The sequence below is a fragment of the Rhizobium sp. PDO1-076 genome (assembly GCF_000247475.1).
GTDB lineage: Bacteria > Pseudomonadota > Alphaproteobacteria > Rhizobiales > Rhizobiaceae > Allorhizobium.
Genome location: NZ_AHZC01000166.1, coordinates 1 through 14713, shown reverse-complemented (window position 1 = coordinate 14713; position 14713 = coordinate 1). Strand labels below are relative to the sequence as shown.

The 14713-nt window shown below is 61.2% G+C and carries 17 protein-coding genes; 13 read left to right on the top strand and 4 right to left on the bottom strand.

From position 1 onward, the window contains the following. Window positions 1–30 precede the first annotated feature (30 nt). The 3 genes from PDO_RS11000 (at window position 31) to PDO_RS10990 (ending at window position 2075) form a co-directional block, all read left to right on the top strand. Window positions 31–519, top strand: coding sequence for a hypothetical protein (locus PDO_RS11000; protein ID WP_007601832.1), 489 nt, complete (start codon window positions 31–33; stop codon window positions 517–519). After that, a complete protein-coding gene (locus PDO_RS10995; RefSeq protein WP_007601831.1) occupies window positions 519–974 on the top strand; it encodes a GFA family protein in 456 nt (151 codons plus the stop codon). Before PDO_RS11000 ends, PDO_RS10995 begins: the two co-directional genes overlap by 1 nt. 138 nt (window positions 975–1112) lie before the next feature. Then, window positions 1113–2075 (top strand): nucleoside hydrolase, encoded by a 963-nt coding sequence (locus PDO_RS10990; protein WP_007601830.1) that lies wholly within the window; start codon window positions 1113–1115, stop codon window positions 2073–2075. Window positions 2076–2137: 62 nt separating this feature from the next. Here PDO_RS10990 and PDO_RS10985 read toward each other — a convergent pair whose 3' ends face one another. The 3 genes from PDO_RS10985 to PDO_RS10975 are packed head-to-tail and all read right to left on the bottom strand — an operon-like array spanning window position 2138 to window position 4404. Next, on the bottom strand, window positions 2138–2521 hold the full coding sequence (locus PDO_RS10985) for a nuclear transport factor 2 family protein (protein WP_007601829.1): 384 nt from the start codon (window positions 2519–2521) through the stop codon (window positions 2138–2140). A gap of 46 nt (window positions 2522–2567) precedes the next feature. Continuing rightward, window positions 2568–3275, bottom strand: coding sequence for a cobalt-precorrin-6A reductase (locus tag PDO_RS10980; protein ID WP_007601828.1), 708 nt, complete (start codon window positions 3273–3275; stop codon window positions 2568–2570). Continuing rightward, on the bottom strand, window positions 3265–4404 hold the full coding sequence (locus PDO_RS10975) for a cobalt-precorrin-5B (C(1))-methyltransferase (RefSeq protein ID WP_037073478.1): 1140 nt from the start codon (window positions 4402–4404) through the stop codon (window positions 3265–3267). Before PDO_RS10975 ends, PDO_RS10980 begins: the two co-directional genes overlap by 11 nt. Before the next feature lie 86 nt (window positions 4405–4490). Here PDO_RS10975 and cobA point away from each other — a divergent pair, with 86 nt between their 5' ends. From cobA to PDO_RS10950, 5 genes are all read left to right on the top strand, one after another. Next, window positions 4491–5351: a uroporphyrinogen-III C-methyltransferase gene (gene cobA / locus PDO_RS10970; protein WP_007601824.1), complete on the top strand. Its 861-nt coding sequence runs from the start codon at window positions 4491–4493 to the stop codon at window positions 5349–5351. Further along, window positions 5348–6652 (top strand): cobyrinate a,c-diamide synthase, encoded by a 1305-nt coding sequence (locus PDO_RS10965; protein WP_007601822.1) that lies wholly within the window; start codon window positions 5348–5350, stop codon window positions 6650–6652. The genes cobA and PDO_RS10965 overlap by 4 nt, the downstream gene beginning before the upstream one ends. Further along, on the top strand, window positions 6649–7653 hold the full coding sequence (gene cobD / locus PDO_RS10960; RefSeq protein WP_007601820.1) for a threonine-phosphate decarboxylase CobD: 1005 nt from the start codon (window positions 6649–6651) through the stop codon (window positions 7651–7653). Before PDO_RS10965 ends, cobD begins: the two co-directional genes overlap by 4 nt. Continuing rightward, on the top strand, window positions 7650–8624 hold the full coding sequence (gene cbiB, locus PDO_RS10955; protein WP_007601817.1) for an adenosylcobinamide-phosphate synthase CbiB: 975 nt from the start codon (window positions 7650–7652) through the stop codon (window positions 8622–8624). Before cobD ends, cbiB begins: the two co-directional genes overlap by 4 nt. Window positions 8625–8746: 122 nt before the next feature. Then, window positions 8747–9172 (top strand): L,D-transpeptidase, encoded by a 426-nt coding sequence (locus PDO_RS10950; protein WP_007601816.1) that lies wholly within the window; start codon window positions 8747–8749, stop codon window positions 9170–9172. A gap of 14 nt (window positions 9173–9186) precedes the next feature. On the opposite strand, the gene PDO_RS10945 is transcribed toward PDO_RS10950, so the two are convergent. After that, on the bottom strand, window positions 9187–9912 hold the full coding sequence (locus PDO_RS10945) for a Crp/Fnr family transcriptional regulator (RefSeq protein WP_037073476.1): 726 nt from the start codon (window positions 9910–9912) through the stop codon (window positions 9187–9189). A gap of 193 nt (window positions 9913–10105) precedes the next feature. Between PDO_RS10945 and hemN the strand changes: the two genes are divergently transcribed. The 5 genes from hemN to PDO_RS10920 all read left to right on the top strand — a co-directional run. Further along, window positions 10106–11455, top strand: a complete 1350-nt coding sequence (hemN, locus tag PDO_RS10940) for an oxygen-independent coproporphyrinogen III oxidase (protein WP_007601814.1) — start codon at window positions 10106–10108, stop codon at window positions 11453–11455. Between the two features lie 105 nt (window positions 11456–11560). Continuing rightward, a complete protein-coding gene (locus PDO_RS10935; protein ID WP_007601806.1) occupies window positions 11561–11839 on the top strand; it encodes an acyl carrier protein in 279 nt (92 codons plus the stop codon). A 25-nt stretch (window positions 11840–11864) separates the two neighbouring features. Continuing rightward, a complete protein-coding gene (locus PDO_RS10930) occupies window positions 11865–12338 on the top strand; it encodes a 3-hydroxyacyl-ACP dehydratase FabZ family protein (protein ID WP_007601799.1) in 474 nt (157 codons plus the stop codon). A 103-nt stretch (window positions 12339–12441) separates the two neighbouring features. After that, window positions 12442–13644 (top strand): beta-ketoacyl-ACP synthase, encoded by a 1203-nt coding sequence (locus PDO_RS10925; RefSeq protein WP_007601797.1) that lies wholly within the window; start codon window positions 12442–12444, stop codon window positions 13642–13644. 13 nt (window positions 13645–13657) lie between these two features. Next, on the top strand, window positions 13658–14713 hold a 1056-nt coding region (locus tag PDO_RS10920; protein ID WP_007601795.1), incomplete at its 3' end, for a beta-ketoacyl synthase N-terminal-like domain-containing protein.

Genomic DNA, 14713 nt, shown 5'->3' with positions numbered 1-14713 from the left:
CCTTGGGAGGTCAGGCTGTAGGCTTCCCGCATGTATATACTGAAGCGCGGCATCAAGAAGGATCCGGTCAGGCGGTGGGCACTGCCGGACCGGATATTCTTTGGCTACGGCGCCTGTCATATCCTGGCGGGTGTCTATCTGGAACATGAACCGCTTTCAGGCTTTCGTGCCGAACGTATAATTCCCGACGAAGGCTTTGCCGGGGGGCACATGTTCGTGACGGATGGCGTGATTGCCTTCGACTATCATGGATATAGCCTGCGCGACCGCCTGCTCGCCCATCATCGAAAAGGTTGGTCCACCCATAGTCCCGGCTGGGGCAGCACGATCGAGCCGGTGGATTTCGATGCGCTGGACACGATTGAGCTGAATGCCCGAAAAATGCTGGGGCCTGACCAATATCTGCACGATGCGCGTTCGCGCGCGCTGGCGTTCATTGTCAGGCGCAATCACGCGGCCGAGGCGGCGAGGGCGCGCCAGGCAGTCAATCAATCGTGCCGAACGGAGGAGAGTTCTTGATGTCCGATGATACCAGCATTCACGCCGGCAGTTGCCGCTGTGGCCAGGTGCAGCTAAAGGTCCGCGGCAAGCCGCTAATGACCATGGCCTGTCATTGCACCGGTTGCCAGAAGATGACGGCCAGTGCCTTTTCGCTGAGCGCGCTTTATCCGCTCGATGCGGTCGAGGTGCATGGTCTTCAACCGGTCATCGGCGGCATGCACGGTGATCTGCATCACAATTTCTGCCCGTATTGCCTCAGCTGGATCGTCACCCGCGGCAAGATGTTCGGGCCGATGATCAATGTGCGCGCGACCATGTTCGACGATGCAGCCGAGTTTGCCCCTTTTATCGAGACCTGCACGGACGAAAAGCTGCCCTGGGCTACGACGCCGGCCGTCCATAGCTACGGCAAGTTTCCGCCGATGGATGCCTTTCCGCGACTGATGCAGCAGTTTGCCGAGACTGGCGCCTGAAGGTTTCGATACATTCTGTGTGCCCGACAATCCGCGCATCGTTCGCGCCTTGAACCAATTCCGGTCCTCGGCTAAGCCGGATGGATTGCGGCGGGTGATCTGCCGTTTCCTTTCTCAGATACGATGGCGGCACTCTTCATGCATAAGGTCATTTTCGATACGGATCCGGGCGTCGATGACGCGATGGCGCTGCTCTTTCTCCATCATCATCCCGAAATCGACCTGATCGGCATCACCAGCGTTTTCGGCAATGCGACGATCGAGACCACAACGCGCAATGCACTGTTCCTCAAGCGCGAATGGCAGATTGATGCGCCGGTGGCCAAGGGTGCCGGCGAAACCTTCATTCCGCATCGCGTGACGCATGCGCCGCCGACTTTCATCCATGGCGATGACGGGCTCGGCAATATCGGTGTGCCGGAAGTGACCGATGTCGAGCCCGATCCACGTCCGGCTCATCGTTTCATTGTCGACATGGTGCGCGCCCATCCGGGCGAGGTGACGCTGGTTGCCGTCGGCCGGATGACCAATCTTGCCAATGCGCTGAAGGAAGATCCCGAGATAGTCTCGCTGGTCAGGGAAGTCGTCATCATGGGCGGCGCCTTCGACACCAATGGCAATGTCACGCCGGCGGCCGAAGCCAATATCCACGGCGACCCGGAAGCGGCCGACATCGTCATGACCGCAACATGGCCGGTCGTCGTTGTAGGCCTCGACGTGACGCTCAAGACCGTGATGACCCGACAGGCGCTCGCCGATATCCGCGATGCCGCCGGCAAGCGGGCGCAATTGCTGTTCGACCTGTCGCAGTTCTATATCAAGTTCTACGAAGGCCGCGTTCAGGACGGCATGGTCGTGCATGACAGCTGCGCCTGCGTCTATGTCGTGGCACCGGAACTCTTCACCACCCGCTCCGGCCCGGTCCGTGTCGTCTGCGGTGGCATTGCCGATGGCCAGACGATCCAGAAGCCCGACGGCAAGGGTTTTGGCCCGTCCGACTGGGATGGCGATCTGCCGAGCCAGAAGGTCTGCGTCGATGTCGACGCTGATGCCGTGTTGAAGCTGATTCACGACACGATCGTGGCGATCAAGGAAGACTGAGCCGCAGTTTCTGCTTTCTCGGATGCGCCCCGGCCCTGTCCGGGGCGTTTCTGCTTCTGGCCTCAGCGTTGGGCCTGATCCAATCGTGGTGTGCCGACCTTGAACCAGGCCTTGGCGATTTTGCCATCGGCGATTTCGTAGATGCAAATCACATCCACTTCGCCGGTGCCCTCGGGAAAGGTGCGCCTTACGGTTTCGTGGTCGACCACGACATTGCCGATAACGGACCGGTACAGCAGCTTGCCAAACAGGTTGGGCTCCTTGAAGCGCTCGACATGGCGCGCGCGGATCTCGTCTGCGCCATGCGCCAGTTGTGTGTCGGGAAAAGCGTAGTAGGCGCAGTCCGCTGCCCACCACTGCATGAAGCTCTCTATGTCACGGGCATTGTAAGCCTCGAGCTGCATCTGCACCGGATAGGCAGTCTCCGCCAAGTCAATGTCTGTCATGAAAACTCCTGAAGAATACGACGGTTTTTACCTGTGACCTTTGCGTCTAATCGCGCTCCAGCATGATCACCGGCAGGCCAAGGCTGCGGGCGGCAATGATCTTGGCATAACCGGCCGGACCGCCGGAATTGCGGGCGACCAGATGCGTGATGCCGTGGGCGGTCATGAGGTCAGATTCCTGCGAGGGATCGCTGGCCGGTTTGCCGAGGATGACCGCATAGTCAAAAAAGCCGAGCGGTTTGTCCGGCGCATCCACCATGCGAACAATGAAGCGGCAATCGGTGCGCGGCTTGAAGGCGTCGAGATATTGCCGGCCGAGCGCGAGGAAGACAGTGGCGCCAGAGGGCAGGAGGTCTGCCGCCTGCTCCAGTGTCGAGACCGGACGCCAGCGATCGCCCGGCTGTTTCTGCCAGCGCGGCCGGACGATTTGCTCCAGTGTCACGCCGGTTTCTGCCGATGCCTTGATGGCGTTTTCGGAGATGCGTCTGGCGAAGGGGTGGGTCGCATCGATGATACGGGTGAAGGTGTTTTCGCGCAGATAGGTCGCCAGTCCCTCAGCACCGCCAAAGCCACCGATGCGGATCTCTCCAGCCGGTAGGATAGGATCGAGGGTCCGGCCAGCGAGCGATGTCGTCACGGCATGTCCGTCTTCCACCAGTTTTTGCGCGAGTTCGCGGGCCTCCGCGGTACCGCCCAGGATCAGGATCTTCTGATGGACTGCAGTCGGTCCGTCGCGGCGTGTTTCATTGGGCATGGGCGATAATATTTCCCTTGCGATCAATGACGATGACATCCACTTCGATCGGTGCGCCACGCAGGACCTCGAGCGCATTGACGCGCGCCGCCTGGGCAATCGGAAGCGCGATGTCGACTTGGTTTTCTGTCATGATTTCATGTACTTCAAGTGCCGTGTTGGCGATTTGAATCTGATCTTTAATTTTTTGCGATAAAATATTGCTGCAAGGCAATGATAAGAAATAGCTATTGTCGATCTGGCTTCGTGAAGAATGCAGATCCAGCGCGCCTTGGGCGAGCTTGGCCATCTTGGCGAAACCGCCGGCGATGGTCAGGCGCGGAACCGGGTGCACGCGCAGATATTTGAGCAGTCCACCGGCGAAATCACCCATGTCGAGCAGTGCGCCTTCGGGCAGTTGGTGAAAGGCTTGTGCTGCCTTTTCCGAGGTCGAGCCGGTCGCGCCCAGCACATGGGTCAGGCCTTCGGCGCGGGCGACATCGATGCCGCGATGGATGGAGTGGATCCAGGCCGCACAGGAGAACGGATGCACGATGCCGGTGGTGCCGAGAATGGAAATGCCGCCGATTATGCCGAGGCGCGGGTTCCACGTCTTCTCGGCCAGCACGTCGCCGCCGGGAACGGAAATTGTGATCTCAAGATCTGGCGAAATGCCGTGCGCTGCACAGAGTGCTTCGACCTCTGCGGTCATCATCTGGCGTGGCACGGGGTTGATGGCGGCCTGACCGGGCGAAATCGGCAGTCCCGCCTTGGTCACGGTGCCGACACCGTCGCCCGCCACAAAGACGATGCCGCTTCCGGGATTTGTCCGGCGGAGTTTAGCCACTACGGTGGCGCCATGGGTCACATCCGGATCATCGCCCGCATCCTTGACGATGCCCGCATAGGCAGCGTCACCATCCATGCCCTCGGTTGCCAGCGCGAAGGCCGGCGTCTCTCCGCGCGGCAGGGTGATCGAAACAGGGTCGGGGAATTCTCCGGTCAGAAGTGCGGTCAGGGCGGCCTTGGTCGCCGCCGTGGCGCAAGCGCCCGTGGTCCATCCCTTGCGAAGGGCCATGTCCGGCTTTTCCAGGCGCAGGTCGTCCGCCTCGGTCGGTGTGCTGGACGTGGTTTTGCTCGGCTCGTTCATAGCCCCCTTATAGGCGAGGCACGGGGCGACCGGAAGCGCCGAGTCCTTTGCCGCACATTGCATTTTTCGCCTCTCGGACATAGACCATGAGCATGAGTGACACGACGCATATCTCCCTGCCTTCGAACCTGCCGGCAATTCAGCCGGGTCATGTCTGGCTGGCCGGTGCGGGGCCGGGCGATCCCGGTCTTTTGACCCTGCTGGCCGCCAAGGCATTGAGCGAAGCAGACGTCATCGTGCATGACGCGCTGGTCAATGACGAATGCCTGAAGCTGGCCCGCAGCGGCGCCACGCTCGAATATGCCGGAAAGCGCGGCGGCAAGCCGTCGGCCAAGCAGCGCGACATTTCTCTGCGCCTTGTCGAACTGGCAAAATCGGGTTTACGCGTGTTGCGGCTGAAGGGCGGAGATCCGTTCGTTTTCGGTCGTGGCGGTGAAGAAGCCCTGACACTGATCGAGCATGGCGTGCCGTTCCGCATCGTGCCGGGCATTACCGCCGGCATCGGTGGTCTGGCTTATGCGGGTATCCCGGTGACCCATCGCGAGATCAATCACGCCGTGACATTCCTGACCGGTCATGATTCGTCCGGCATCGTGCCGGACCGGATCGACTGGCAGGCCATTGGCCGCGGATCTCCCGTGATCGTCATGTATATGGCGATGAAACATATGGGGCAGATTGCCGCCAATCTGATTTCTGCCGGCCGTTCGGCTGATGAACCGGTGGCTTTTGTCTGCGATGCGGCCACGTCGGCGCAGACCGTGCTGGAAACGACCCTTGGCCGTGCCGAGGCGGATATGTTGGCGGCGGGTATTGCACCGCCTGCGATCGTCGTTGTCGGCGAGGTCGTGCGTTTGCGTTCGTCGCTGGACTGGCTTGGCGCCCTGGACGGGCGGGTGCTGCAGCCTGATCCTTTCTCCGCGCAGGAGAGGAAAGACCGGGCATGAGCGGTCTGATGATCGCAGCCCCTGCGTCCGGTTCCGGCAAGACGGTGGTGACGCTCGGCCTGATGCGGGCCCTGAAGCGGCGTGGTCAGACGCTCGCGCCGGGCAAGGCGGGGCCTGATTACATCGATCCGGCATTTCATTCGGCAGCCAGCGGCGAGACGTGTTTCAATTTCGATCCCTGGGCCATGCGCCCCGACTTTCTGCTCGCACAGGCTGAAAGGCACGGATCCGGCCGCCTGCTGTTGATCGAGGCGATGATGGGCCTGTTCGACGGCGCGGCCGATGGTTCCGGATCGGCGGGAGATCTGGCGGCACTGCTCGGCCTGCCGGTGGTGCTGGTGGTCGACTGCGCCAAGACCTCGCAATCTGTCGCGGCACTGGTCTCGGGTTTTGCCGCTTACCGCGCCGATGTCCGGGTGGCGGGCGTCATTCTCAACCGGGTCGGCAGCGATCGTCACGAGGCGATGCTGCGCACGGCGCTCGACGCGATCCGCATGCCAGTGCTGGGCGCAATTCGCAGCGATGTAGGCCTTGCGCTTCCTGAACGCCATCTCGGCCTGGTGCAGGCGGGAGAGCATGGCGCACTTGAAAGCTTCGTCGGCCATGCGGCTGACGTGATGGAGCGCTGCTGCGATCTTGATCAACTGGTCGTTCTCGCTGGCCGGGCTCCCGGTCCAGCTGTATTGCCTGTCGTCTCGTCGATTGCCCCGATCGGCCAGCACATCGCGATTGCGCGGGACATGGCCTTTGCCTTTTCCTATGCGCATCTGATCGAAGGCTGGCGCGGGCAGGGTGCCGAGGTGTCCTTCTTTTCGCCGCTGGCCGACGAGGCACCGTCGGCTGACGCCGATGCGGTCTATCTGCCCGGCGGCTATCCGGAACTGCATGCCGGAGCGCTGGCCTCTGCCGCCAGCTTCAGAACCGGCACGCAGAGTGCCGCCCAACGTGGTGCACTAATTTACGGCGAATGCGGCGGCTACATGGTTCTCGGCGATGCGCTCGTTGATGGCGAGGGGGTCTCCCATTCGATGCTCGGCTTGTTGCCTCTGGTGACCAGCTATGCCGTTCGCAAGCGTCATCTCGGATATCGACGCCTGACGTCGCTTCAACCGGATCTGTTTTCCGTGCCGTTGACCGCGCATGAGTTCCACTACTCGACCGTGGTGTCGGAGGGCGCGGCCGATCGCCTGTTCGCGGCCGAGGATGCGCTGGGAGAAGGACTCGGCGTCGCCGGTCTCCGGCGCGGCAATGTGTTCGGATCCTACATGCATCTGGTCGATATCGCGGAGACCGGCGCATGAGCGGCCCGATCCAGCATGGCGGTGGTCTGGCGGCGGCGGCTGCCGTTTACGGCGGGGAGCCGAAGGACTGGCTCGATCTGTCGACCGGCATCAATCCATGCCCGCCGCCTCTGCCCGCGATCGCCGATCGGGCCTGGCACCGGCTGCCGGACCGTGAACTGGAATTTTCTGCGCGCACAGCGGCGCGGGGATTCTACAGGTCAGGCGATCGGCTGCCTTTGGCTGTACCCGGCACCCAGTCTGCCATCCAGCTTCTGCCGCGCCTTGTCGAGCCATCGAGACGGGTGGCAATCTTTTCGCCGACCTACGGCGAATATCGTCGTGCCTTCGAACTCGCCGGCTTTGCCGTCGATCCTGTCACGTCGCTGGAAGAGATCGATGCGCGCCATGGCATGGTTGTCGTCGTCAATCCCAATAATCCCGACGGTCGGGTGTTTCGGCCTCTAGAGCTTGCACCGCTGGTCGAGCGTCTGCGTGAAACCAACGGGATGCTGGTCGTGGATGAGGCCTTTGGCGAAAGCTGCCCGGAAATGAGCATGGCGGGAACTGCCGCGCCGCATGTGATCGTCTTCCGCTCCTTCGGCAAGTTTTTCGGCATGGCGGGTATCCGTCTCGGATTTGTCATTGCGGATGAAAGCATCACGGATCGGCTGGCAGACTGGCTCGGTCCCTGGGCCGTTTCGGGACCTGCGCTCAGCATTGCAACCGAACTCTTTTCGACGGACCGACGGGTGATCATGGATCGCATCGACGAACGCTGCGCCGGCCTCGACCGGGTCTTGTCCGCGCATGGTCTGAAAAGTCGCGGCGCCGTTGGGCTGTTTGCGCTGGTGGAAGATGACCGGGTGCCAGATCTGCACGCGCATCTCTGCCGGCACCATATCCTGACCCGCAAATTCGACTATGCACAGAACTGGCTGCGTTTCGGTCTTGCCCCGGATCGGGGTTCCGATCTTCGCCTGAGCAAGGCGCTGGATCTTTGGCGGGCGGGTTCGACATGATGCACCTGCTGACGCTCTGCGTGGCGATCGGGCTTGACCGGGTGATTGGCGATCCGCCGGCCCTGTGGTCGCGTCTGCCGCATCCGGTGGTCCTGTTCGGCGCCGCGATCAGTGCTCTGGAAAAACATCTGAATACTGCACGCTTCACGCCGGACGGTCGGCGGCTGAACGGCGTGTTGTCGATCCTGCTGCTGCTGTTTGTCTCGGTCATGGGGGGGGCTGTCCTGTCTTGGCTCTTTCACTTTTTCGGGCTTGCCGGTTTCCTGTTCGAGGCGGTCGTTGCCGCCGTGTTCATCGCCCAGAAAAGCCTTGGCGATCATGTTCAAGCTGTCGCGCGCGGGTTGAAACGGGACGGCGTTGAAGGCGGACGGCTCGCGGTGTCGATGATTGTCGGTCGCGATCCGAAGACACTCGATGGTCCGGGTGTCTGTCGGGCTGCGATCGAGAGCCTGTCGGAAAACTTCGCCGATGGCGTGGTGGCGCCGGCCTTCTGGTATGCGATTGCCGGCCTTCCGGGGCTTCTGGCCTACAAGATGCTGAACACCGCCGATTCGATGATCGGCCACAAGAACGAGCGCTATATCGATTTCGGCTGGGCTTCGGCGCGACTGGACGATCTGGCCAACTGGCCGGCTGCGCGGATCTCGGCGCTGCTGATTGCGCTTGCGGCTTGGTTGCGTCTTGGCTGGGATGCTGGCCGGATGTCGCTCTCGGCGGCGCTGCGCGATCATGGGCTGCATCGTTCGCCCAATTCAGGCTGGCCGGAGGCGGCGATGGCTGGTGCGCTCGATCTGCAACTGGCCGGCCCGCGCATCTATGGCGGTGTCCCTGTCAGCGAGCCGATGATGCATGCTGCCGGTCGCGGCGACGCCGATCATCGGGATATCACGCGCGGCGTGGAGGTTTTCTATGCGGCCTGCGATCTTCTTCTGGCCCTTGTACTCTTCACCGTGCTGTTGGCTTCATTTTAAAAGATCTGCCTGAAGTTAAAGCGATCCAGACCTTTTATGGTGTCTGTGTGTCCGGCAATCGGATCTTCATTTCTTCCTCCTAGGCTGTTTCGAGTTCAAACCAGATCATCGAAGGGGAAATTATGCGTGGGTTTTTGCTTGCCGCAATGCTTGGTGGATTGTTGGCCGCACCGCTGACGGCCGAGGCCAGTTCGGTTGTCGCGCGCGTCAGCATCTCGAAGCAGACAATGACGGTGACGGAAAACGGCGTGGTGAAATATCGCTGGAAGGTTTCGACCGCCCGCTCGGGCTATGTCACTCCAACCGGCAGCTACAGCGCCAAATGGGCGTCGAAAAATCATCGCTCGCGCAAATATGACAATGCGCCGATGCCCTATGCGATTTTCTACAATGGCGGCTACGCCGTGCATGCGACCTTCGATCTGAAGCGTCTCGGCCGCCCGGCTTCGCATGGCTGCGTGCGCCTGCATCCCGACAATGCCGCCGTGTTTTTCTCGATGGCCCAGGCCAAGGGGCTGCGCAATACCCGGATCGTGATCGCGCGGTAAGTCAGGGCGTTGACTCAATCAATGCCGGCGGCGTCGCGAAGACGTTCGGTATTCGGCACGACGACGTGGCGATTGTTCTCGATGACGATGATGGAATCCTTGCGCAGCTTGGTCATCTGGCGGCTCACTGTCTCGATGGTGAGGCCAAGGAAATCGGCAATGTCGGCGCGCGACAGCGGCAGGTCGAAAGTCGAGGCGTCCGCATTTTCCGGGTCGATATGGGTGGCGATCAGGTAGAGGAAGCTCGCGACCTTTTCCTGAGCCGTCTTGCGGCCAAGCGTCAGCATCCAGTCGCGAGCCTCGTCGAGTTCCTTCAGCGCCTGGGCATGAAGCATGCGCTCCATGTGCGGGACGTCTCCGACCATACGGTCGATGACGTGGCGCGGAAAGGTGCAGATTTCCGTGTCGGTTGCGGCTTCCGCAGTGATCGAACTTTCACCCTGGAACGGCCTGCCGAGAAAATCCGGGGCAAATTGCAGGCCGACAATCTGCTGGCGTCCATCCGCCATCATCTTCGACAGCTTGATGACGCCTTTCAGGATATTGCCATAACTGCCGACCGGCTCGCCCTGGCCGATGATCTCGTTGCCGGCCTCGATGCGCCTGCGGATGGAGTGCCGGTTGAGTTCGATCATCTGGGCCGCGGTCAGGACGGAGCATAGGCCGCCATGGCGAGCCTCGCAGGCGCGGCAGACAGAAGGGGTTTCGCATTCGGGCCTTGGTTTCTGGTAGGTGTCCATCATCATGCCGCCCTGTCTTGCCCTTGGTCTCATGCCGTTCGCCGTTTGCGAAAAACGCGCGCTGTCCGACCGAAAAATTCGACCGGACACTAGGTGGAATATTCGGTCGGAGACTTGATCGAAGTCAAAGGAAGCTCAGTTTCAGGAGGTTATCCTTGGCTAAAATCAAGTCGATGCGGAGCCTCACCTCGCCATGAACAACAGTCTTCTTTCGCGCTATTCCGGTGCCGTTCCACGCTACACGAGCTATCCGACCGCGCCACATTTTCATGAAGGGATCGACTGTGGCATTTATGCGCAGTGGCTGGGCTCCCTGTCCGGCCGCGAGGATCTGTCGCTCTATATCCACATTCCCTATTGCGATCGGCTGTGCTGGTTCTGTGCCTGTCATACCAAGCACACGCTGAAATATGAGCCGATCGCCGCCTATCTGGGTTCGCTGAAGAAAGAGATCGCCAAGGTGGGGTCGCTGGTGTCCGGCGAGGCCAAAGTGTCGGCCGTGCATTTTGGCGGAGGCTCGCCGACCATGGTCAGGCCCGAAGACCTGATTTCACTGATGGATTGTCTGAAAGCTGCCTTCAGCTTCGGCGAGAACGTCGAGATCAGCGTCGAGATGGATCCGAACGACCTAGACGACAGCCGTTATGATGCGCTGGCTCAGATCGGCATGACGCGGGCAAGCCTTGGTGTGCAGGATTTCGACCCGCTTGTGCAGACGACGATCAACCGGCTGCAGTCCTTCGAGCAGACGAAGTCGGTCGTCGATGCGGTCCGCGCGCGCGGCGTGCATTCGGTCAATTGCGACATTCTTTATGGCCTGCCGCACCAGAGCCTGGAAACGCTTGGCCGGACCGTTGACGATGTCCTGTCGCTGGCGCCGGATCGCATCGCGCTGTTCGGCTATGCCCATGTGCCATGGATGAAGAAACACCAGACGATGATTCCCGAGGCCGCGCTGCCGGGGCTTGAGGAACGCTTCGCCCAGATGACCATGGCTTCGGACATGCTGCTGGCTGCCGGCTACGAGGCGATCGGCATCGATCACTTCGCGCTTCCCGGTGACAGCCTGGCGATCGCGGCGCGGGAAGGGCGGCTGCGTCGTAATTTCCAGGGTTATACTGATGACGGCGCCAAGGCGCTGATCGGGCTCGGTGCCTCGTCGATCGGGCAATTGCCGCAGGGTTATGTGCAGAACATGCCAGCAACCGGCGAATATCAGCGGATGGCGGACAGCGATGGACTTGCTGTCGTGCGCGGCATCGCGCTGTCGGACGAGGACCGGATGCGCGCCCGGGTGATCGAAGAAATCATGTGCAGTTTTTCAGTGTCATTCTCCGCGCTGAGGACAGATTTCGGCCGTCTGGCAGAGATGATGATCGCCGAAGCACGGCAGTTTGCGGGAAGCAATCGTGACGGGATCTGCGAGATCGTCGAGGGCGAATTCCGGCTTACCGAGGCCGGCCGGCCCTTTGCCCGCACGGTTGCCGCTGTGTTCGACAGCTATCTTTCCACCGGCAAGGGACGTCATTCGATTGCTGTTTAGGCAACACTTCGACGCCAATTTTCATCCAGTCTTAAAACGGCCATTGGCTTTTAAGACTGTTTTCCCTATGTGGAACACAGAATTTGAGACATATGAGGTACTGGCGTGACCGCTACATTCGACAAAGTTGCCGACATCATTGCTGAAACCAGCGAAATCGATCGCGAGACGATCACGCAGGAAAGCCACACCATCGACGATCTCGGCATCGACAGCCTGGACTTCCTCGACATCGTCTTTGCGATCGACAAGGAATTCGGCATCAAGATCCCGCTCGAGCAGTGGACCCAGGAAGTCAACGAGGGCAAGGTCTCGACCGAGGAATACTTCGTTCTGAAGAACCTCTGCGCCAAGATCGACGAACTCAAGGCTGCCAAGGGCTGATCCGCCTTAACCGGCGGAGATCGTCATGCTGCTTGAATATTTTCAGATGATTGACAAGGTCGAGAGCGTGGATCTCGGCCTTGGCCGTTTGAAGGCCCGCTCGGTCGTGCCGATGGAAAGTCCCGTGTTTGAGGGGCACTTCCCCGGCATGCCCTTGGTGCCCGGCGTTCTTCTGATCGAAACTATGGCCCAGGCGTCCGGCCTGCTGCTTCTGGCGGTCAAGGATTTCGAGGCGATGCCGTTTCTGATGGCCGTCGACGGCGCCAAGATGCGCACATTCGTCGAACCCGGTGCTGTGCTCGATATCGAAGCCGATCTCGAACATGACGGTTCCGGCTTTGCCGTGACCAAGGCGCGCATCACATCCGAGGGCAAAAAGGTCTGTGATACACAGCTGAAGCTCAGGACCATGCCGTTCAGCGAAATTCCGCTTGCGCCGATCGTGCGCAAGAGGGCCGAAGACATCGGTCTCATAGATGCGATTGCCGCAGCCCGTTGAGGGCTGCTTCCCGTTCCTGGGCGCAATCGCCTATTGACCTTGAGGCGTGGATCGGGAAAACCCGCTTTGGACGCTGGCCGTGGGGCCGGCGAAAGGATTGCATATGGTCAAGAATCCAAATGATGTGGTGATCACCGGCATTGGCATTGTCACATGCCATGGAACCGGCAAGGAGCCGCATATCGCCCTGTTGTCGTCGCCGAAGGCACCGGATCCGGTGCTGGAGACGGAAAAGTTCAAGCCTTATGTCGTGCATCCGCTGCCGGAGATCGACTGGTCGGCCCAGATCGGCCGCAAGGACCAGCGGCAGATGGAAAACTGGCAGCGTCTCGGCGTGTTTGCCGCAGGTCTGGCACTTGACGATGCCGGCATGAAGGACGATGCCGACGCCTGCGGGTCGATGGACCTGATCGTGGCGGCAGGCGGTGGTGAGCGCGACATCGCGGTCGACAGCCTGATCGTCGACGAAGCCTTGAAGCGCAATGATCGCGAAAGGCTCCTGATCGAGAAGCTGACGACCGAACTGCGCCCGACGCTGTTTCTGGCGCAGCTGTCGAACCTGCTCGCTGGCAATATCTCGATCGTGCACAAGGTCACCGGTTCGTCGCGCACCTTCATGGGCGAGGAATCGGCCGGGATCTCGGCGATCGAGACGGCCTATGCGCGGATCAAGGCAGGGCAGTCGACGCATACGCTGGTCGGCGGCGCCTTCATTTCGGAGCGCCCGGACATCCTGCTTCTGGTCGAGGGCATCCGTGCCCACCAGACCGGCCCATGGCAGCCGCTCTGGTCGCGTGACGGAACCGAAGGCGGCGGCATGATCCTCGGCACGGTCGGGGCATTCCTGGTGCTCGAATCGCGCGAACATGCCGAAGCCCGCGGAGCCCATATCTATAGCGTGCTCGATGCCGTCGAAGGAGATCGCGGCAATCGTGACGACGGTCGGTTCGAGGCACGAATGGCTCGTATCGCGCCCGAGGCCGATGCGCTAGATCCGACGCAGACGATCGTGTTTTCCGGGGCCTCCGGCATGGCTGAACTGTCGAAGCGCGAGAAAACTGCGCTGGAAACGCGCTTCGGCGCGGCGCCGGTGCGGGGTTATGCCGGTTCGATCGGTCATTCGCTGGAAGCACAGTTTCCGGTCGGACTGGCTCTTGCAGCCCTGTCGATCGACAGTGGCGCAATTGTACCGGTGTTCGACGCCGAGCATGAGGCCAAGCAGGCGCAGCCTGCGACGCATGCTGTCGTGACGACGGTCGGTTATGTACGCGGCGAAGGCCTTGCCGTTCTTTCGGCGAATGCTTGAGGAGACTGGAACCATGTCTGACAACCGCTTCACCGACCATCTCGGACGCCCAATCATCGCCGTTACCGGCATGGGCGTCATCACTTCGCTTGGCCAAGGTCTTGCCGACAACTGGTCGGCGCTGACGTCCGGCACCTCGGGCATCCACAAGATCAAGCGTTTCGATACCGAGGGCATGTCGACCCGTATCGCCGGGACCGTCGATTTCCTTGAGGTTCCGGCACCCAACTCCGTCGAACGCTCCTATGCGATGGCGCGCGAAACCACGATCGAAGCGCTGGCCCAGGCCGGAATCGACGGTGATTTCAACGGTCCGCTGTTTCTCGCCGCGCCGCCGGTCGAGCCGGAATGGCATGACCGCTTTGCACTCGCCGACCGTGCGCCGCCGGCCTCCGAGCCGGGCGATGCCTATGTGCGCTTTTTGGCTGCCATGCGCACCAAGCCGGACCCGGTCTTTCTGGAAGCCGTGCAATTCGGCTCCATCTCCGAGCGTCTGGCCGATCGTTTCGGTACGCGTGGCCTGCCGGTGACGCTGTCGACAGCCTGTGCTTCCGGTGCCACTGCTATCCAGCTTGGTGTCGAAGCCATTCGCCAAGGCCGTACCACGCGGGCGCTGACGGTTGCCACCGACGGCTCGATCAGCCCGGAATCAGTGGTGCGCTTTGCGCTTCTGTCGGCCCTGTCGACCCACAACGATCCGCCGAAAAAGGCCTCCAAGCCGTTCAGCAAGGAACGCGACGGTTTCGTCATTGCCGAAGGTGCAGCCACGCTGGTGCTGGAATCGCTGGAATCGGCGATTGCCCGTGGCGCCAAGGTGCTTGGCATCATGAAGGGCTGCGGCGAAAAGGCCGACCATTTCCACCGCACCCGGTCTTCGCCGGATGGTGGCCCGGCAATCGCCACGATGAAGGCTGCGCTTGCCGATGCGGGCCTGTCGGAAGAACAGGTCGGCTATATCAATGCGCATGGCACGTCGACACCGGAAAACGACAAGATGGAATACGGCGCGATGCTCTCCGTCTTTGGCGACCGTCTCAAGGACGGCATTCCGTGCTCGTCGAACAAGTCG

Coding starts and splice junctions, on each gene's coding strand:
- cbiB (WP_007601817.1), top strand. CDS start 7,650: ATGATGCACCTGCTGACGCTCTGCGTGGCGATCGGGCTTGACCGGGTG.
- PDO_RS10950 (WP_007601816.1), top strand. CDS start 8,747: ATGCGTGGGTTTTTGCTTGCCGCAATGCTTGGTGGATTGTTGGCCGCA.
- PDO_RS10925 (WP_007601797.1), top strand. CDS start 12,442: ATGGTCAAGAATCCAAATGATGTGGTGATCACCGGCATTGGCATTGTC.
- PDO_RS10965 (WP_007601822.1), top strand. CDS start 5,348: ATGAGCGGTCTGATGATCGCAGCCCCTGCGTCCGGTTCCGGCAAGACG.
- hemN (WP_007601814.1), top strand. CDS start 10,106: ATGAACAACAGTCTTCTTTCGCGCTATTCCGGTGCCGTTCCACGCTAC.
- PDO_RS10995 (WP_007601831.1), top strand. CDS start 519: ATGTCCGATGATACCAGCATTCACGCCGGCAGTTGCCGCTGTGGCCAG.
- PDO_RS10990 (WP_007601830.1), top strand. CDS start 1,113: ATGCATAAGGTCATTTTCGATACGGATCCGGGCGTCGATGACGCGATG.
- cobA (WP_007601824.1), top strand. CDS start 4,491: ATGAGCATGAGTGACACGACGCATATCTCCCTGCCTTCGAACCTGCCG.
- PDO_RS10930 (WP_007601799.1), top strand. CDS start 11,865: ATGCTGCTTGAATATTTTCAGATGATTGACAAGGTCGAGAGCGTGGAT.
- PDO_RS10980 (WP_007601828.1), bottom strand. CDS start 3,275: ATGCCCAATGAAACACGCCGCGACGGACCGACTGCAGTCCATCAGAAG.
- PDO_RS10945 (WP_037073476.1), bottom strand. CDS start 9,912: ATGGACACCTACCAGAAACCAAGGCCCGAATGCGAAACCCCTTCTGTC.
- PDO_RS11000 (WP_007601832.1), top strand. CDS start 31: ATGTATATACTGAAGCGCGGCATCAAGAAGGATCCGGTCAGGCGGTGG.
- PDO_RS10975 (WP_037073478.1), bottom strand. CDS start 4,404: ATGAACGAGCCGAGCAAAACCACGTCCAGCACACCGACCGAGGCGGAC.
- cobD (WP_007601820.1), top strand. CDS start 6,649: ATGAGCGGCCCGATCCAGCATGGCGGTGGTCTGGCGGCGGCGGCTGCC.
- PDO_RS10985 (WP_007601829.1), bottom strand. CDS start 2,521: ATGACAGACATTGACTTGGCGGAGACTGCCTATCCGGTGCAGATGCAG.